Consider the following 17,910-nt stretch of genomic DNA (forward strand, 5'->3'; position numbering starts at 1 on the left):
AATTCATCCGACTCCATGAGGGACAAATCTCCCTTATCGCCTCAGCGTCACCCCAAAGGTGACGGCAGTAGGCGTCGTACCGTCGACATAGCGACCGACCAGCAAGTCGATATCGACCCGCCCCTTGCCCGTGGTCCAGCGCATACCGGTCTGGCCGCCCGCCTTGCCCCGATCGCGGGTGAAGGTTTCGGCCATCAGGCTCAGCGACGGGTTCAGCGCAACCATCATCTGGCCGCCGACGAACAGGTCGGCGCGGTGGCCGGCCCGCGACCATTGCCAGCCGCTATTGAGGTTCAGCGTAACGTGCCGGTCGACGGGAATGGTGACCGGCACGATCAGCGATGCTTCGTGGAAATGACCGCGATCGACCTGATAGGCGGCGCTGGTCGCGACGCCGATACCGAGGCCGCGCGTTGCGGAGCGCAGCTCGACCTTCGGCGACAGGCCGACCAGCGTGTCGTGCGATCCCGGCGACCAGCCATGGGCGACGAACCCGCCAAGCTCGAGATTGGGCCAGGCCTTGCGGGTGCAGGCCGGCGCGCTGTTGATCAGCCGGCCGTCACCGTTGCTCAGCGTGACCCAGCTTTCGAGATGGCAGGTGCCGGGCGTTTCCACGCCCGAGCCGTCGATCACATGCGCGCCGCCATCGGCGAAGGCCGGGTTGGCAGCGAACAGGGCGGCGGCCGCAGCAGCGAGGCGCAGCCAGCGCATCAGCTTGGATCGTCAAGGCTGAATTGATCGGCATCCTCGTCATAGGCGAAGATCTCGGCATAGCGGCCCCAATGCGTCACCGTACCCAAAGTCTCGGCGGCATAATCCGGTGACATATGATCCTCGAGCTCGTCGCGGAAGCGGCGGGCCGGCGCGACGCGGTTGGCGCGCTCGTCAAGGATACGGCGGATATGATGCGCCAGCGGAACATGGGCGAGCAGCGCCTGGGCGAAGATCGCCTTGCGCGCATCGACATCGGCCTGGGCATAGCGCCGTGCCGCCGGGGTCAGCGTGATATCGGCGCCGGTCAGTTCGGCGAAGCGCATCAGCTGCAGCGTTTCCGCCATCGGGAACAGCTGATCCACCTCGAGCTGCAGCTGATCGGCGAGGTCGGCCATGCTGGCGCGCCCGTCATATGGCGCGGAATCGACCTCCTCGATCAGGCCGGCCAGCGCGTTGGTCGACACGCGCGGCAGCACCATGGTGATGCCGCTGCCCGGGAACAGCCCGTCATTCGGCGATGTCGGGGCGGCGCGTGCCGTCATCAGCGCATAAATGTCGTCAACCAGCGCTCGGAACGCCGGATCGTCGCGGTCGCGCGGCTGCGGCAGATCGACCTTGATTTCGGCCGCCACCCGGCCGGGATTGGACGAGAAGACGAGGATGCGGTCGCACATCAGCACGGCCTCCTCGATATTATGGGTGACGATCAGGATCGACTTGATCGGCATCCGCCCCTCGGACCAGAGATCGAGCAGATCGGTGCGCAGCGTTTCGGCGGTGAGCACGTCAAGCGCGGAGAAGGGCTCGTCCATCAGCAGCAGTGACGGATCGACCACCAGCGCACGGGCCAGGCCAACGCGCTGGCGCATGCCGCCCGACAGCTCCTTCGGATAGGCATTCTCGAACCCGTCGAGACCGATCAGATCGATCGCGGCGAGCGCGCGGGTGCGGCGCTGCTCGGCGGGCACGCGCTGCGCCTCCAGGCCGAGCTCGACATTCTGCAGCACGGTGAGCCAGGGGAACAGCGCGAAGGTCTGGAACACCATGCTGACGCTGGGCGCCTGGCCGTCAGCGCCGGGCACGAAATGCACATCACCCTCGGTCGGAGCGATCAGGCCGGCGATCGAGCGCAGCAAGGTGGATTTGCCCGAACCGGAGCGGCCGAGCAGGCCGACGATTTCATTTTCATTGAGGGTCAGGTCGACATTGTCGAGCACGAGCATTTGCCCATGCCCCTTGCCGTAATGGTGGCGCAGGCCGGAAACGGTGACGAGCGGGCGGATTTCAGCGATGGTGGCCATGGTCAGGCTCCTTTTCGGGTGTCAGTTCGGATTTTCAGAAGGGGTCAGGCGAGGCGCAGGCGGCGCTCGGCAAACGTATAGAGCGGTCGCCAGAGCAGCCGGTTGAAGGCGATCACGAAGATCGACATGACCGCGATGCCGAGCGCGACGCGGGGATAATCCCCCGCGGCGGTCGCATCGGCGATGAACGCGCCGAGCCCCGATGCGGTGAGCTTCTCATTGCCCCAGGATACCGCCTCGGCGACGATGCTGGCGTTCCATGATCCGCCCGACGCGGTGAGCGCGCCGGTGACATAATAGGGAAAGATCCCGGGCAGGGCGACCTGCCGCCACCATTGCCAGCCGCGAAGACCGAAGATGTCGGCCGCCTCACGCAGGTCGGTCGGGATCGCGCTGGCGCCGGCGATCACGTTGAACAGGATATACCACTGCGTGCCCAGCACCATCAGCGGCGAGAGCCAGATGTCCGGGCTGAGCTTCCAGTGCACGATCGCGATCACCGCGAAGGGGAACAGGACATTGGCCGGGAAAGCCGCGAGGAACTGCGCGACCGGCTGGAGCCGCTCGGCCCATTTCGGGCGCAGGCCGATCCACACGCCGATCGGGACCCAGATGACGCTGGCGATGGCGATCAGCGCAAGGACGCGGAGCATGGTCAGGCAGGCCAGGCCGAAAACGGTGACCGCATCCTCCCAGTGCAGCGTGCGCGCGACATAAGTGGCGATGGTCCAGACCGCGAAGAGCGAGGCGATGGTGAGCAGGGCAGTCCAGATCAGATTGCCGATCCGGCTGCCGGTGCGGTCGCGGTTGGCCACCGGACGCGCCGGACGGCCGCGGTCGAACAGGATCAGCATCTGGCCGATCATGGTCACCGGGGCGAACAGCACCGGCAGCAATCTGGTGCGGCGGAACAGGTCATAGGCCCAGGAGCGCGGCCGGTCCGTGCTGGCGGTCTGTTCGAAACGGAAGCGGTCGGCCCAGGCGACCACCGGGCGGAAGACGAGCTGATCGTAAAGCAGGATCACCACCGCCATCGCGCCCACCGCCCAGCCTATGCTGACGAAATCGCGGTGCTCGATCGCGATCGCGAGCCACGAGCCGATGCCGGGCAGGGTGACCGTGGTGTTGCCGACGGTGATTGCCTCGGACGCGACGACGAAAAACCAGCCGCCCGACATCGACATCATCGCGTTCCACACCAGCGCGGGGGTGGCGAACGGCAATTCCAGCCGCAGGAAGCGGCGCAGCGGCGACAGGCCGAAGCCGCGCGACACTTCCTCGAGGTCGGACGGGATCGAGCGCAGCGACTGGTAGAAGCTGAACGCCATGTTCCAGGCCTGGCTGGTGAAAATGGCGAACACCGCGGCGCATTCGACGCCGAGTTGCTGGCCCGGGAACAGCCCCATGAAGAAGGTGACGGTGAAGGTCAGGAAACCGAGGATCGGCACTGACTGGAGAATATCCAGCGCGGGCACGATGATCTGCTCGGCGCGGCGGCTGCGTGCTGCCAGCGTGGCGATGACCAGCGTAAAGACCAGCGACGCGCCAAGCGCGGCGAACATGCGCAGCGTGGTGCGCAGCGCATAGCCGGGCAGATTCCACGGATCGAGCGTCACAGGTGCGGTGCGCAGCTGCGACAGCGGCTCGGCAACGCCTTCGGTGCCGCGGATGACCAGCACCGACAATCCCGCCAGCAGCAGGAAGGCGATCACGTCGGCGCGGTTCGGCCGCGTCAGGCGCAGGATGCGCGAGAAGGGGCGTACGCCCCGGGCAAATGGGGGTAGTGTATTCATGTCTCACCTCATCGAATGCCGCTGGCGGCACCCGGGGCGAGACTGATGGGATCAGGCTCGGTCGGAGACCGCCAGCAGCATTGGCAATCGACTACTGTCGCTTGGCATTGTTCGTTTTGCTTTCCTGATCGTCAGCGAGTCGGGCTGACTGGCCGCCGACTGCTCCCGCAGTGCAGCATTGTCAAGCGACCGTGGCCGATCGTGGTGATGGCCGTCGAGCGCGGGCAGGGATTGCGTGATGCGGCGTGGGTAGGATACATTGTATCCTGAGGGGAAGTGCGCAATGAAGATGCTTCGTGTGCCGGGTTTGCTGGCCCTGGCTATGATCCTGATTTCCGTCACGCCGGCGCCCTCGTGCGCTGATAGCTGGATGCTTCCAACGACGACCACCTACAAATCCTGTGCCGGCCACGCGCGCATCATTGTCACCCCGCGCGACCTTGAAAGTCAGCTTGGTTATTTTGACGACAAGGTCAGTAAGGTCGAATCCGCCGGGCAGAAGAAGCCGGGAGCGCGCGTTGCAAGCGCGCGGCTGGAGCGATTGGTCGACCGGCGCTGGCAAGTGGTTTGGGAACATCAGATCGCGAACGACGTGGCCCCGGTATCGGCAATCGTTCGGGACGATGGCGCCTATGCCGTCACGTTCGATGACTGGCACGGCCTTGGCTATGGGCCGAATGTGGTGGTGGTCTATGGCAATGGAGGAAAGCTTGTGCGCGCGCTTGCTCTCTCCGATCTTGTCCCTGCCGATTACATCGAGGCGATGCCTCGTTCCGTCAGTTCCATTCATTGGCGGGGTGATCCACGCTTTTCTCCCGATGGCCGGCAGGTGATAATCCCAGTCGTTATTCCCTCGGAAGGCACGGCTGATCCCGCCAGGATCGATCTCGCTGTTGATCTCGCTGACGGAAGAGTGTCTCCGATCAATCCGGCTGCCTGGGAGGCCGCGTTGGCAACGGGCCGCACGGTACTGGCTGCGCAGATCGCTGCGGAAGCGGCCGCCAAGGCGGCATTCCTAGCTCCATTGCTTGGCCCGAAGATCAACGCGGAGCGCGAGTGGCACAGCTATCTGAACGAGGCGGTCGGTCGTTTGATCGGTGACGACGACACACCGTCCACGACGGTCGTGCGTATTCCGGGTGCGAAGGACTATGCGGTATCGGAGACCTGGGTCCACGACGCGCTGACAGAAAGCTATGCAGACAAGGTTGCGCTGGCGTCGCTCTCCGCGCCGAACCTCGTATCCGTATTGGGAAGGGTCGCCGCGAAGCTGCCTGGCGGGTCGCTATCGAAGGTAACGGTCTTTATCGCATTGCCTGACCAATATTGGCCGGCCACCGTAACCGCGATGCAGCGTACGGGTGCAAAGCTCATTCAACTCGACCCGACCAAGCCAATACCGCAACGCCCGGAGCGAATCGCCCGGAGATATGGCTCCAGCTGACGGCTGGCGCAGCGCGGTCAAACGCGGCATAGGGCGGCGGTGGATCTGCTCACTGCCTTCGGCCTGTTCGCCGTCATCGTCATGCTGATCTGCTATATGCTGGAGGCGCGGAGCCCATGGTGGACTTTGGGCTTTGCCGCGGGGTGTGCGCTCGGTTCGGCCTATGGGTTTCTCCAGGGGGCCTGGCCGTTCGGGCTGGTCGAGGGTATCTGGGCGCTGGTTGCGCTCAAAAAATGGTGGTCGATCCGCTTGAAGCAGGAACCCACCGGTTGACTCTGCGTTTGCGCGCGCTTATCTGGCCAATATTCCGAAACCCCGGTTTCCCGGCGGCGCTTGTCTGCGCTCGCCGCTATCGTGCGTTTCGGAATGTTTAACGCTATGAGATGGGGTGACTGCCATGTCGCCCTGTGGAGCAGGAGAATTTAGTTCATGGCTCGTATCGCCGGGGTCAATATCCCGACCAACAAGCGCGTTGTTATCGCGCTCACCTATATCCACGGCATTGGCAACACCAAGGCCAAGGCAATTGTCGCAAAGCTGGGCATCGCTTCCGAGCGTCGCGTCCAGGACCTGACCGATCAGGAAGTGCTGCAGATCCGCGAAACGATCGACGCCGATCACACCGTTGAGGGTGATCTCCGTCGCGAAGTCGCGATGAACATCAAGCGCCTGATGGATCTGGCCTGCTATCGCGGTCTTCGCCATCGCAAGGGCCTCCCGGTCCGTGGTCAGCGCACGCATACCAATGCGCGCACCCGCAAGGGCAAGGCCAAGCCGATCGCCGGCAAGAAGAAGTAAATCATCCAGGGGATGATTTACTCCGCCGGAAGCCGGGTTCCGCAAGGAACCCCACCGGCGTCAGCTTTAGGGTTAGGAAGAGACTATGGCACGCGAACCTCAGCGCATTAAGCGGCGTGAGCGCAAGAACATCACTTCGGGCGTTGCCCATGTGAATGCGAGCTTCAACAATACCATGATCACGATCACGGATGCCCAGGGCAACGCGATTTCGTGGTCGTCGGCCGGCATGATGGGCTTCAAGGGCTCACGCAAGTCGACTCCCTATGCGGCGCAGGTCGCAGCGGAAGATGCCGGCAAGAAGGCCGCCGAGCACGGCGTCCGTACGCTCGAAGTGGAAGTAAAGGGTCCGGGTTCGGGCCGTGAGTCGGCGCTTCGTGCGCTGCAGGCGGTTGGTTTCCAGATCACTTCGATCCGCGACGTGACCTCGATCCCGCACAACGGCGTTCGCCCGTCCAAGCGCCGCCGCGTCTGACTTTTGTCTCGACCGCGCGCGGTTGATCGCGCCGCGCGGCCGATTCTCTCATGGCCGAAGCTCCCCCGCTTCGGTCCAAAACCAAGGGGAAGCCCATGTCCGTCAATGCGAAAAATTGGCAGGAACTCAAGAAGCCCAACGGTCTCGAGAAAAAGGCCGGTGGTGATTCGAAGCGCAAGGCGACCTTCGTCGCTGAGCCGCTCGAGCGTGGTTTCGGCCTGACGCTCGGTAACGCGCTGCGGCGCGTTTTGCTGTCCTCGCTGCAGGGCGCGGCAGTGACCTCGATCAAGATCGAGAATGTTCTGCACGAATTCTCGTCGCTGGCGGGTGTCCGTGAGGACGTGACCGACATCGTCCTGAACGTGAAGCAGATCGCTCTGCGCATGCAGGGCGAGGGCCCGAAGCGTCTCCAGCTCTCCGCGACCGGCCCGGCCGACGTGAAGGCCGGCGACATTGCGGTGTCGGGCGATATCGAAGTGCTCAACCCCGATTTGCTGATCTGCCATCTCGACGAAGGTGCGACGCTCAACATGGAACTGACCGCGGATGTCGGTAAGGGCTATGTCGCGGCGGTCGCCAACCGTCCGGCGGATGCGCCGATCGGCCTGATCCCGGTCGATGCGCTCTACTCGCCGGTCAAGCAGGTCAGCTACAAGGTCGAGAACACCCGCGTCGGGCAGGAACTCGATTACGACAAGCTGACCCTGACGATCGAGACCGACGGCACGGTGACCCCTGAGGACGCAGTGGCCTATGCCGGCCGCATCCTGCAGGACCAGCTCGCACTGTTCGTCCACTTCGACGATTCGGCGATGACCCGTTCGGCCCCGATCGGCCATGCGGCGCCGGCGGCGACCGGCGAATCCTCGGGCGACACGCAGCAGATCAACCGTTACCTCCTCAAGAAGGTCGACGAGCTCGAACTGTCGGTGCGTTCGGCGAACTGCCTGAAGAACGACAACATCATCTATATCGGCGATCTGGTTCAGAAGACCGAGGCGGAGATGCTGCGTACGCCGAACTTCGGCCGCAAGTCGCTCAACGAGATCAAGGAAGTGCTGTCGAGCATGGGGCTGCGTCTCGGCATGGAAATCCCGGGCTGGCCGCCTGAGAATATCGAAGAGATGGCCAAGAAGCTCGAGCAGGAAATCATGGGCTGAGCGGCTTCGGCCCGGACTTTCGGGTTCGGGCCGGACGCTCCTCATGGAGATCCCTGTCTATGCAGGGATGACGGCAATTCGGGTGGGCTCACCGTCCCCACCTGGTCTGGGGTTCCGTGAAACGGCCCCTTAACGAACGAAGGATGAAATCATGCGTCATGGTGTTGGCGGTCGTAAACTTTCGCGGACTTCTGCCCACCGCATCGCGCTGTTCCGCAACATGTCGGCAGCGCTGATCAAGCACGAACAGATCACGACCACGGTCGCGAAAGCCAAGGAGCTTCGCCCCTATGTCGAGAAGCTGATCACGCTGGCGAAGAAGGGTGGCCTGTCAAACCGTCGCCTCGCGCATGCTCGCCTGCTCGACGATGCGCAGCTGCAGAAGCTGTTCGACGTGCTGGCGGCGCGCTACGCCGACCGTAACGGCGGCTATACCCGCATCATCAAGGCCGGCATCCGTGCATCGGACGCAGCGCCGATCGCGATCATCGAATTCGTCGATCGCGATGTCAGCGCCAAGGGCCAGGATTCGGGTCCGGTGATCACCGACGAGGATTATGATCAGGCTGCCTGATCCGCGTCTCGCACGGAAAATGAACAGGGGCTTCGCGAAAGCGGGGCCCCTTTCGTTTGTACTGGCCGGATGCGTTCGATCGGCGCGAACGGCCGGGGGGTTGAGTGGCACCCGATGGCTGATAGGGTGTCGCCATCCAGTCCTTCCCGGGAGCTATCCATGCGCCGAGCGCTATTGACCCTTTTGCCCCTTCTTTTCACCACGCCCGCCTTTGCCGCCGGCCAATCCATGGAAGCCGCTGCCGCAATGCCGAAACTGACCTATCCCGAAACCCGCAAGGTCGATCAGGTCGATGAGCAGTTCGGCGTGAAGGTTGCCGATCCCTATCGCTGGCTCGAGAATGACGTGCGTACCGATCCCGAGGTTGCTGCATGGGTCGCTGCCGAGAACAAGGTGACGAATGCCTATCTCGCGAGCTTGCCCGGCCGTGACATCTTCAAGGCGCGCCTGAAGCAGCTGATGGATTATGAGCGCTTCGGCTTGCCGGAGAAAAAGGGCAATCGCTATTTCTACAATCATAACAGCGGATTGCAGAATCAGGCCGTGCTGTACGTCCGTGACGGGGTAAATGGGGAAGGCCGCATCCTGATCGATCCCAACAGCTGGTCGAAGGACGGTGCCACCGCGCTGGCCGAATGGGTCCCGTCTGAGGATGGCAGCAAGGTCGTCTATTCGATCCAGGATGGCGGCACCGACTGGCGCACGCTCAAGGTGCTCGACGTCGCGACCGGCGCCATTGCCAGCGACACGATCGAATGGGTGAAATTCTCTGCCTTCGCCTGGGCCAAGGATGGATCAGGCTTTTATTATTCCCGCTTTCCGGTCGCGACGGGCGAGAAGAAGTTCCAGGCGCTGAACGAGAATCAGAAGATCTACTTCCACAAGCTTGGTACCGCGCAAAGCGCGGACACACTGATCTATGCAACGCCCGAAACACCACGGCGCAACCATCAGGTGCAAGTCACCGATGACGGTAAATGGCTGGTCATCACCACCACCGAAGGCACCGACAACCGATACGAAATGACGGTCATCGACCTGGCCGCGCCCAAGCTCGCGCCGCGCACGATTTTCAAGGGGCTGGAGAATGAATGGAGCTATGCCGGCAATCAGGGCTTCAACTTCTTCTGGGTGACCAACAAGGATGCCCCGCGGTCGCGCATCGTGTCGACCAACCTCGCCGTGCGCTCAGCCGTGCCGCCGATCGTTGAAATCGTGCCGCAGGACAAAGCGGTGCTCGATGGTGCCGGAATCGTCGGCGGCAAGCTGATCGCATCCTATCTCGCCGATGTGAAGACCGAAGTCCGCCGCTTCTCTCTGGACGGCAAATCCGATGGCGTGGTGGCATTGCCTGGTATCGGCAAGGCGGCTGGGTTCGGCGGTGAGGCTGATGACCCCGAGACCTTCTATTCCTTCACCAGCTTCGCCACGCCGACCACGATCTATCGCTACGATGTGAAGACCGGCCAATCCACGCCCTGGGCCACGCCCAAGGTCGCGTTCGATCCGTCGCTTTTTGATGTGTCACAGCGTTTCTACACCTCCAAGGACGGCACCCGCGTGCCGATGTTCGTCGTACGGCGTAAGGATGTGACCGGGCCGGCGCCGACTCTGCTTTACGCCTATGGCGGCTTCAACATCTCGATGACGCCCAGTTTCTCGGCGACGCGCATCGCCTGGCTCGAACAGGGTGGTGTGCTGGCGGTCGCGAACATTCGCGGCGGCGGCGAATATGGCAAGGAATGGCATGATGGCGGCCGCCTGGCCAAGAAGCAGAATGTGTTCGACGATTTCATTGCCGCCGGCGAATATCTGAAGGCCGAAGGAGTCACCTCGAAGGACGGCCTAGTCATTCAGGGCGGATCGAATGGCGGCTTGCTGGTCGGTGCGGTGACCAATCAGCGTCCCGATCTGTTCGCCGCCGCGCTGCCTGCGGTCGGCGTGATGGACATGCTGCGCTTCGACCGCTGGACCGCCGGGCGCTATTGGGTCGACGATTATGGCTATCCGTCGAAAGAGGCCGATTTCAGAACTCTCTACACCTATTCGCCCTATCACAATGTGAAGAGCGGCAAGCCTTATCCGGCGATCCTGGTGGCGACGGCGGATACTGACGACCGCGTGGTGCCCGGGCACAGCTTCAAGTACACCGCGGCGCTGCAGGCAGCCGATATCGGCGACCGGCCGCATCTTGCCCGGATCGAAACCCGCGCCGGCCATGGTAGCGGCAAGCCGACCGACAAGATCATCGCCGAAGCCGCTGATGACTGGGCCTTCGCCGCGAAATGGGCCGGGCTGACGGTTAAGCCGTTGCAATAATTGTTGTCACGCCGCAGCATCAGCAACACGGCTATGCTGCGGCTGGGCAATGGCGGCGGGTTAAAGAGTGGAGAGCGACGACGATGCGCAATTTCGGCAGAATTGGTGTGACGTTGGGGCTGGCGGCGATGGCGATTGGCGCAGCGCCCGCTCAGGCGCAACGCGGCGGCGAACGCCCCTCGCCGCGCGAGCCGTATAATGAGGAAGAGGAAGGTTTGTCAGGGGACGAGCCATCGGAATCCGGGACCGGCAGCGCCAAGGACAATGCGATTACCGAATGCGTGGCGGCGGCGAAATCCGAAGGCCGCCGGTACGCCCGTATCGCGGAGATCAGCAAGGTCGATTCGGTCCGGCGCTCGGACAATGGATGGGATATCCGCGGTACGCTCATCCTGCGCAGCCGTTACCGCCATCTGAGCCGTGACGAATATGGCTTTCGCTGCCGGGCCGATGCTCAGGGCGTCGAAGATGTATTCCTCGACGATGAGCTCTACCTCATAAACTGATCCCATACCGGCCGGGCGGCCGGGAGAGGGGTTCACTCCGGCGGCCCATCTGCTATCGGCTCGCCATGACACAGGCTTCGCACAACCCCGACTCAATCCTCATCGTCGATTTCGGCAGCCAGGTGACCCAGCTCATCGCGCGCCGCGTGCGCGAAGCGGGGGTCTATAGCGAAATCGCGCCGTTCCAGTCCGCCGAAGCGGCGTTCGAGCGGATGCAGCCCAGGGGCATCATCCTGTCGGGCAGCCCGGCCTCGGTGCTTGATGCCGACAGCCCGCGCGTGCCGCAGGTCATTCTCGACAGCGGCCTGCCGATCCTCGGTATCTGTTACGGCCAGCAAGTATTGATGGCGCAGCTCGGCGGCATCGTCACACTGGGCGACAGTGGAGAGTTCGGCCATGCCGTGATCGAGGTCAGCGACCGTTGTTCGTTGTTCGACGGCTTGTGGACCGAGGGTGAAAGCCATCAGGTATGGATGAGCCATGGCGACAAGGTGACCGCGCTTGCGCCTGGCTTTCGTCCGGTCGCGGCAAGCCCCGGTGCGCCGTTCGCTGTGATCGCCGATGACGATCGGCGCTATTATGCGATGCAGTTCCACCCGGAGGTGGTGCACACCCCCGACGGGGCCAAGCTGATCTGCAATTTCGTGCGCCATGTCTGCGGCTTGAATGGCGACTGGACGATGGCTGGCTTCCGTGCCGCCAAGATCGAGGAAATCCGTAAGCAGGTCGGTACCGGCCGGGTGATCTGTGGATTGTCCGGCGGGGTCGATTCATCGGTCGCCGCGGTATTGATCCATGAGGCGATCGGCGATCAGTTGACCTGTGTCTTCGTCGATCATGGTCTGCTCCGCGCGGGGGAGGCCGACCAGGTCGTCGGCCTGTTCCGCAATCACTATAATATTCCGCTGGTTCATGTGAACGCCGAGGCGCTGTTCATGAATGGCCTGACCGGCGTCACCGACCCCGAAGCCAAGCGCAAGTTCATTGGCGCGACCTTTATCGACGTGTTCGAGGCGGAGGCGAAGAAGATCGGCGGCGCGGCGTTCCTCGCCCAGGGCACACTGTACCCGGACGTGATCGAGAGCGTCAGCTTCACCGGCGGCCCGTCGGTGACGATCAAGAGCCACCACAATGTCGGCGGCTTGCCCGAACGCATGAACATGAAGCTGGTCGAGCCGCTGCGCGAGTTGTTCAAGGACGAGGTGCGCGCCTTGGGCCGCGAGCTTGGCCTGACCGATGCGTTCGTCGGACGGCACCCCTTCCCCGGACCCGGGCTCGCGATACGCATTCCCGGCGAGGTGACGCGCGAGCGCTGCGACATTTTGCGCAAAGCCGATGCGATCTATCTCGAGGAGATTCGCAATGCCGGGCTGTATGATGCGATCTGGCAGGCCTTCGCTGTGTTGCTGCCGGTGCGAACGGTTGGGGTGATGGGCGACGGGCGGACCTATGACTTCGTCCTCGCGCTGCGCGCCGTGACCTCGACCGATGGTATGACCGCCGCCGCCTACCAGTTTCCCGGCGATTTCCTGCCGCGCGTGGCGACGCGGATCGTCAACGAAGTCAAGGGCATCAACCGCGTCACCTACGACTATACGTCGAAGCCGCCGGGCACCATCGAGTGGGAGTAGGGGATACAATGGCGGCGATTTTCACTGCTGTCCCGCTTCCGCGCAGCTTCTGAGACATGCCGAGTGGATTGGCGCCCCCCTCGCTGTTGCGGCTAGCGCACCCGCATTTAGCGAACGTGGTGCATGAAGCACTTGATCATGCGGGATCGGAGACCTTGGTCCCCGCGGCGTGAACAGGATCGAGAGGTGCAGCGATACGGATAGCGATACCGCCATGTGCGGGGTGCCTCGCGGGATGTAGAGCAGGTCGCCCGGTCCGACTTCCACAATGCGGTGAACCCCCCAGTATCGGTCGATATCCACCGGCGCTTTCGCCGGAGAGTTGCACGTGGCTCGGCGAAACGTTCAAGACGCACACATATGGGCGTGGGATTCCGCTGCTGCAGTTCACGCAGCGCAGAGGATACGTCATGCACGCAGATCAGAAATTCATACCAGCCCTGGGCAAATCAAGCCTGACAGGCAGTTACGACCGAGTGGTTGCAGTCATGAGCCGGGAACGCCGCTGGCGGTCGGCACTGGCGGATTTGATAGCGCCCTCCGGGGAAGATTCGATCGTCGACTTCGGTGCTGGAACCGGCACTCTTTGCATAGAATTGAAGCGGCGGGCACCTGGCTGCAGGCTTGTCGGAATCGATCCGGATCCCCAGGTGCTCGCGATCGCCAGAGCCAAGGCCGAAACTTTGGGAATGGCGATCGACTGGCATCAGGCCATGGGTGACCGAGCCGGGGAGGTTGTCGCGGACGGATCGGCGACCAAAGTGGTTTCGAGCCTGGTTCTCCATCATTGCGATCTTCCCATGAAACGAGCCATGCTTCGTGTCATGGGCAATATCCTGCGGCCAGGAGGTCATCTGTTCATCGCCGATTACGGGCGTCAACGCACCCTCGGGATGAGGGCGTCGTTTCTGCTGGTACAGGCGATCGATGGCTTCAAGACAACTGGTCAGAACGCTCGGGGAATGTTGCCGCAGTTGATCGCGGAGGCAGGTTTCGCCCAGATTGTGGAGGACCGGGTCGTCCCAACGCCGACGGGGTCGATCTCGCTCTACACTGCGCGAAAGCCATGACCCTTACGCAGTGACGTCGCGGCCACGCGCGGGGTGATGCCGAAAAAACGGCCCATGATTCTGGTCATGTGCGCTTGATCGCTGAACCCCGCACCGGCCGCCGCGTCGGCCAGGGATTGGCCGGCCGCGATGATGTCGGCTGCTTTTGCGAGCATGCGCCATAATCGCCATTGGGCCAGCGGCGCCATCAAGGCCTTGGCGGCCAGGGCGCGCAGGCATGATACCGAAACCCTGGCCGTCATGGCAGCGCGACCGATGGCGCCCGATCCGCCTGGATCTTCCGCGAGGGCGGCGAGCGCTCCGGCGAGACGATCGTCGAACACGCGGCCCGCACAGGCTTTCGTCAAACGAGCCATTGCTGCCGCAATATCCTCGGTCTGCCGGAACCCATGCGCGAGGTGCGAGGGAGCCTGGAGGATATCATCGTCACTCGTTACCGACTGCCAAGCATGGCCGACATGGCTATCCACCTCCACAAAGATGCACCGGACGCCGCCGGGAATTGACGCGAGCCGATGTCGCGCGCCGGCCCGCACCAGAATGGCGGGCCCCACAAACGTGCCGTGATCGCCTGTGACCGCGACCGGTTCGTTCAGGCCGATCGCCAGTTGAATCGCGAGGTGTCGGTGCGGTCTGGAATCCGCAGTCGGGCCCTCATAGGCGGCCCAGCCATCACCGAGTATGGTTTTTCCATCCCAATCCATGGCGCCGATCTAGGTATTTGCGTGAGGAGCAGCAAATAGCGCCAGCGCCCGGAGCCTGGCGAAGATCCGATTTTCCGTCAGCGCCTAAGGCCATTGCGTCGAAAGTCATTCACCTGTCGTCAGATAGTTGTCTTCCGCAGTCGCCCAGCGCTGTCGGCAAGAAGTTCGGTGTCTGCGTCAGCCAGATAGCGCTGGCGTACGGCCTTGGCCCGGGATGCTTTGGGCCGCGGCGGAAAATCGCTCGATCGCGTCGAACCGGGAAGGGGGCGTCGTCCAGATCAGAATTGGGCAAGATGATCGCGAAAGGCGGTTAGACCCTCGGACAGGCCGGCGCGGCCGAAGCCGACCCGGAAACGATCGGTCGGTGTCGGCCCGAGATCGGACCGGTAGATGTTCGACGGCAGCACCAGCACTCCAGCTTCCTCGACCAGTCGCGTGGCGAACGCGTCGACCGAGCCCGGTCCGGTCCAGCGCGGATAGCCCACGCATCCGCCATCGGGGCGAGTCCATTCGAACAAATTCCGGTGATCGCCGAAAAAGGTGTCGAACAGCGCGAGATTGTCGCGCACCAATGCGTTGTTGCGTGACAGAATGCCGTCTCGTGCCCGCAGCGCAATGACTGCCAGGCGTTCGCTCGGTCCCGAATTGCAGATCGACAGATAATGCTTCATCCGCTCCATGCGGACGAGTAACTCGCGGTCGGCACAGGCGATCCACCCGATGCGCAGCCCGGGCAAGCCATAGGCCTTCGACATCACGTTGAGCGACAGACCGCGCTCGTAGAGGTCGGCGACCTGAGGCAGATGCCGGTCGCTGTCGGGGCCGAGCAGGCGATAGACTTCATCGCTGAACAGCCAGATGCCGTGCCGGCGACACAGCGCGATCAGGCCATCGAGCGTCTCGCGCGCGATGATGCGGCCGGTCGGGTTGTGTGGAAAGTTGATCGAGATGAGCCTGGTGCTGGGCCGGATCGCCGCGGCGACCCGGTCGAGATCGAGATCCCAGCCGGACGCCGGATCGAGCGGCACGCCGGTTACCTCGCAAATCGATAGCGGCACGGTCTCGGCCGCCTGATAATTGGGAGTCACCACGATCGCATGGTCGCCGCGCGTGAGCAGGACATTGGCCGCTATGTAGAGTCCTTCCTCGGCGCCGGCGAAGCATAGAATGTCGTCAGCCGTACGCTCGTCATAGGTGCCCGCGATCTCCGCCCGCAGATCCGCCGCGCCGAACGTCTCGGTATAGCCGAGCCACATCGCGTCGAAGGCGGCGGCATCCTGCGGATTCGCCATGTCGAGCAATTCCCGCAGCGTCATGCTTTGCGCGTCCGAGGCGGTGAGGTGGAAGCGCGCCTCGAACTCCCATTTGGAGAAATAGGTTTCGAGCCGGAAATCCTGCAGGGCGGGCATGGTGGTCCTCGGCGGGCTAGTGGGGTGATGTCGGCATATTGTCGCGCACGGCTTTCAGCGCCTTGTAGAGCGTGGCCCGCGATATGTTCAGGAGTTGCGCGATATACGGTACGGCGGAGCGCACATCGAACAATCCGCGGCTGTCGAGTTCGGCGATCAGCGTCAGGCGCTGGCCCGAACTCAACGCACCAGGCGTGGCGCGGTGGATCGAGACGAAATGCCCGACCCGTTCATTGATTTCCTCCCGCCAGTCGTGGTGGAAAAGGGCGGCGGGGCGTGCGTCGGTTTTCTGGAAGGAGAGAAAGTCTCGTGTCAGCGCCCGCAGCGTTTCCATCATCGACACGTCGACATTGATGCACAGCAGTCCAATCGGCTGCTTGTCCGTGCCGGGCAGGACGGCGGTGATCGATTTCAGCCTCCGCCCATCCCAGTTGGTCTTGGGATAGGGGCCGATCACCGGCCGATCGAGGGTCTCGATATCGCCGAGCTCGGTCAGCGAGTCATCGAGCGGCGCACGGCCGGACAGGGCGCCCGCGACATGATGCACGGTTCCCTTGGCGAGATCGTGGATGACCGCCTCCACATGCGGCTGGAACACCATGGCGATCGCGTCGGCGACGGGAATGAAGGATTCCAAACTGGTCATCGGGTGATGCTAAAGCGATTGAGACTTAATGTCCAATTGTGAGACTAAATGTATCGTTCGCTCGCTTAACTAATTAGTGTTGACTAATCAATTAGCACACACTAATTGATTCGCATGACTGAAGCCGCCTCCATCGACGCCATCATGCGCACGCTCGCCGACCCGACCCGGCGCGCCGTGTTCGAACGGGTGGTCAGCACTGACGAGATCAGCGTGGCTGAACTGACCGAGGGTAGCGGCGTGACGCAGGGCGCGATCTCGCAGCATCTCAAATCGCTGAAACTGGCTGGCCTGGTGGTCGAGCGGCCGGAAGGGCGGAAAGTCTATTATCGCGCTCAGCCCGACGGGCTCGCGCCGCTGGCCGAGTGGATGCGGCATTACGGCGTCTTCTGGCGCGAGCGCTTCACCAACCTCCGCACGCTTTTGAAGGAAATCGATGATGAGTGACATTTTGCAGAAATCCGACACGCAGGAGATCGTGGTCGATGAGATTTTTCCGCATGCACCGGAGAAACTGTGGAAGACCTTGGCCAGTGGCGAGCTGATGGGCCGCTGGTTGATGGTGCCGACTGGGTTCGAACCGGTGAAGGGCACGCAGTTCACCTTTCAGACCACGCCGGCTGGCGCTTGGGATGGCCGTATTCGCTGCGAAGTACTGGAAGCGATCCCCAATGAATGTCTCGTCTTTGCCTGGAAGGGTGGGGATGAGGGCAATAGCGGCTATGGATCGAAGCTCGACACTATGGTGTCGCTGACGCTGTCGCCGGCGGAGGGCGGGACGCGGCTTCGTCTGGTCCATTCCGGCTTTGTGACGCCCAGGAACGATTCCGCGTTCGCCAGCATGAGCAATGGCTGGAAGGGCGTGATCCGCAATGTCGGCACGATCGCCGGCGAACCCGAATAAGCGCCGACCCGGCGGAGCCAAAATTCACCCCAGGAGAGAGAAGATGAGCGACGCCTACACCGGTGGCTGCGCGTGCGGCGCAGTCCGTTATGAAATCTTGGCCGAGCCGATGGTTTCGAACCATTGCCAGTGCCGCGACTGCCAGCACAAGAGCGGCACCGGGCATGGATCCTATCTGACCTTTGCGCAGCGCGGTGATGTGGCACTCACCGGCGAGGCGACGCATTGGGACCTGGTCGGCGACAGCGGCAATGTGAAGACGCGCAGCTTTTGTCCCACTTGCGGTTCACCGGTCTATCTGACCTTCTCGGCGATGCCCGATCTGTTCACCATCCACGCCGCGAGCCTTGACGATCCGGGCCGATACACACCGCAAATGGTGACCTATGCCGTCCGGGGGCATGCTTGGGATCAACTTGACCCGGCGCTGCCCAAGTTCGACACGATGCCGCCCATGTAGGT

20 protein-coding genes are annotated in these 17,910 nt (G+C 62.9%); 13 read left to right on the plus strand and 7 right to left on the minus strand.

What is annotated here, in order from left to right; genetic code table 11:
• Positions 1-33 precede the first annotated feature (33 nt).
• From H3Z74_RS03165 to H3Z74_RS03175, 3 genes are read right to left on the minus strand one after another with little or no spacing between them, the layout of a single operon-like run.
• Positions 34-711 carry a hypothetical protein gene (locus H3Z74_RS03165; protein WP_187762558.1) on the minus strand — a complete coding sequence of 226 codons (678 nt, stop codon included), beginning with the start codon at positions 709-711 and terminating at the stop codon, positions 34-36.
• On the minus strand, positions 711-2,015 hold the full coding sequence (locus tag H3Z74_RS03170; RefSeq protein ID WP_187762559.1) for an ABC transporter ATP-binding protein: 1,305 nt from the start codon (positions 2,013-2,015) through the stop codon (positions 711-713). The genes H3Z74_RS03165 and H3Z74_RS03170 overlap by 1 nt, the downstream gene beginning before the upstream one ends.
• 44 nt (positions 2,016-2,059) lie before the next feature.
• Positions 2,060-3,808: an ABC transporter permease gene (locus tag H3Z74_RS03175; RefSeq protein WP_187762560.1), complete on the minus strand. Its 1,749-nt coding sequence runs from the start codon at positions 3,806-3,808 to the stop codon at positions 2,060-2,062.
• Positions 3,809-4,091: 283 nt separating this feature from the next.
• On the opposite strand from H3Z74_RS03175, the gene H3Z74_RS03180 reads away from it, so the two are divergent.
• From H3Z74_RS03180 to guaA, 9 genes are all read left to right on the plus strand, one after another.
• Positions 4,092-5,252 carry a hypothetical protein gene (locus H3Z74_RS03180; protein ID WP_187762561.1) on the plus strand — a complete coding sequence of 387 codons (1,161 nt, stop codon included), beginning with the start codon at positions 4,092-4,094 and terminating at the stop codon, positions 5,250-5,252.
• A 39-nt stretch (positions 5,253-5,291) separates the two neighbouring features.
• Positions 5,292-5,525, plus strand: a complete 234-nt coding sequence (locus H3Z74_RS03185) for a hypothetical protein (protein ID WP_187762562.1) — start codon at positions 5,292-5,294, stop codon at positions 5,523-5,525.
• A gap of 156 nt (positions 5,526-5,681) precedes the next feature.
• On the plus strand, positions 5,682-6,050 hold the full coding sequence (gene rpsM / locus H3Z74_RS03190) for a 30S ribosomal protein S13 (RefSeq protein ID WP_183108967.1): 369 nt from the start codon (positions 5,682-5,684) through the stop codon (positions 6,048-6,050).
• 85 nt (positions 6,051-6,135) lie between these two features.
• A complete protein-coding gene (gene rpsK / locus H3Z74_RS03195; protein WP_034161671.1) occupies positions 6,136-6,525 on the plus strand; it encodes a 30S ribosomal protein S11 in 390 nt (129 codons plus the stop codon).
• 95 nt (positions 6,526-6,620) lie between these two features.
• Positions 6,621-7,685: a DNA-directed RNA polymerase subunit alpha gene (locus tag H3Z74_RS03200; protein ID WP_187762563.1), complete on the plus strand. Its 1,065-nt coding sequence runs from the start codon at positions 6,621-6,623 to the stop codon at positions 7,683-7,685.
• A 151-nt stretch (positions 7,686-7,836) separates the two neighbouring features.
• Positions 7,837-8,259 (plus strand): 50S ribosomal protein L17, encoded by a 423-nt coding sequence (rplQ, locus tag H3Z74_RS03205; protein WP_187762564.1) that lies wholly within the window; start codon positions 7,837-7,839, stop codon positions 8,257-8,259.
• Between the two features lie 159 nt (positions 8,260-8,418).
• A complete protein-coding gene (locus H3Z74_RS03210; protein ID WP_187762565.1) occupies positions 8,419-10,578 on the plus strand; it encodes a prolyl oligopeptidase family serine peptidase in 2,160 nt (719 codons plus the stop codon).
• An 83-nt stretch (positions 10,579-10,661) separates the two neighbouring features.
• Positions 10,662-11,084, plus strand: coding sequence for a hypothetical protein (locus H3Z74_RS03215; RefSeq protein WP_187762566.1), 423 nt, complete (start codon positions 10,662-10,664; stop codon positions 11,082-11,084).
• Positions 11,085-11,149: 65 nt separating this feature from the next.
• Positions 11,150-12,715: a glutamine-hydrolyzing GMP synthase gene (gene guaA, locus H3Z74_RS03220; RefSeq protein ID WP_187762567.1), complete on the plus strand. Its 1,566-nt coding sequence runs from the start codon at positions 11,150-11,152 to the stop codon at positions 12,713-12,715.
• Between the two features lie 21 nt (positions 12,716-12,736).
• Here the strand turns inward: guaA and H3Z74_RS24815 are convergent, their stop codons facing one another.
• Positions 12,737-13,018, minus strand: coding sequence for a JmjC domain-containing protein (locus tag H3Z74_RS24815; RefSeq protein ID WP_187762568.1), 282 nt, complete (start codon positions 13,016-13,018; stop codon positions 12,737-12,739).
• A gap of 107 nt (positions 13,019-13,125) precedes the next feature.
• Here H3Z74_RS24815 and H3Z74_RS03230 point away from each other — a divergent pair, with 107 nt between their 5' ends.
• Entirely contained in the window at positions 13,126-13,785 is a 660-nt protein-coding gene (locus tag H3Z74_RS03230) for a class I SAM-dependent methyltransferase (RefSeq protein ID WP_187762569.1), read from the plus strand.
• Here H3Z74_RS03230 and H3Z74_RS03235 read toward each other — a convergent pair.
• From H3Z74_RS03235 to H3Z74_RS03245, 3 genes are all read right to left on the minus strand, one after another.
• A complete protein-coding gene (locus H3Z74_RS03235; protein WP_187762570.1) occupies positions 13,764-14,489 on the minus strand; it encodes a helix-turn-helix domain-containing protein in 726 nt (241 codons plus the stop codon). The genes H3Z74_RS03230 and H3Z74_RS03235 overlap by 22 nt on opposite strands.
• A 278-nt stretch (positions 14,490-14,767) precedes the next feature.
• Positions 14,768-15,898, minus strand: coding sequence for an aminotransferase class I/II-fold pyridoxal phosphate-dependent enzyme (locus tag H3Z74_RS03240; RefSeq protein WP_187762571.1), 1,131 nt, complete (start codon positions 15,896-15,898; stop codon positions 14,768-14,770).
• Between the two features lie 16 nt (positions 15,899-15,914).
• Positions 15,915-16,544 (minus strand): helix-turn-helix transcriptional regulator, encoded by a 630-nt coding sequence (locus H3Z74_RS03245; RefSeq protein ID WP_187762572.1) that lies wholly within the window; start codon positions 16,542-16,544, stop codon positions 15,915-15,917.
• Between the two features lie 114 nt (positions 16,545-16,658).
• On the opposite strand from H3Z74_RS03245, the gene H3Z74_RS03250 reads away from it, so the two are divergent.
• Genes H3Z74_RS03250 through H3Z74_RS03260 form a run of 3 tightly spaced genes read left to right on the plus strand, consistent with a single transcriptional unit; the run spans position 16,659 to position 17,908 of the window.
• The gene (locus H3Z74_RS03250; protein ID WP_187762573.1) at positions 16,659-16,991 is read left to right on the plus strand and encodes an ArsR/SmtB family transcription factor; all 333 of its coding nucleotides are present in this window, start codon (positions 16,659-16,661) and stop codon (positions 16,989-16,991) included.
• Positions 16,984-17,448, plus strand: a complete 465-nt coding sequence (locus tag H3Z74_RS03255; protein ID WP_187762574.1) for an SRPBCC family protein — start codon at positions 16,984-16,986, stop codon at positions 17,446-17,448. The genes H3Z74_RS03250 and H3Z74_RS03255 overlap by 8 nt, the downstream gene beginning before the upstream one ends.
• A gap of 43 nt (positions 17,449-17,491) precedes the next feature.
• Positions 17,492-17,908 carry a GFA family protein gene (locus H3Z74_RS03260; protein ID WP_187762575.1) on the plus strand — a complete coding sequence of 139 codons (417 nt, stop codon included), beginning with the start codon at positions 17,492-17,494 and terminating at the stop codon, positions 17,906-17,908.
• The last annotated feature ends 2 nt before the right edge of the window (positions 17,909-17,910 follow it).

Origin of the sequence: Sphingomonas alpina (assembly GCF_014490665.1) — a bacterium.
In the GTDB taxonomy this organism is placed as follows: Bacteria; Pseudomonadota; Alphaproteobacteria; order Sphingomonadales; family Sphingomonadaceae; genus Sphingomonas; species Sphingomonas alpina.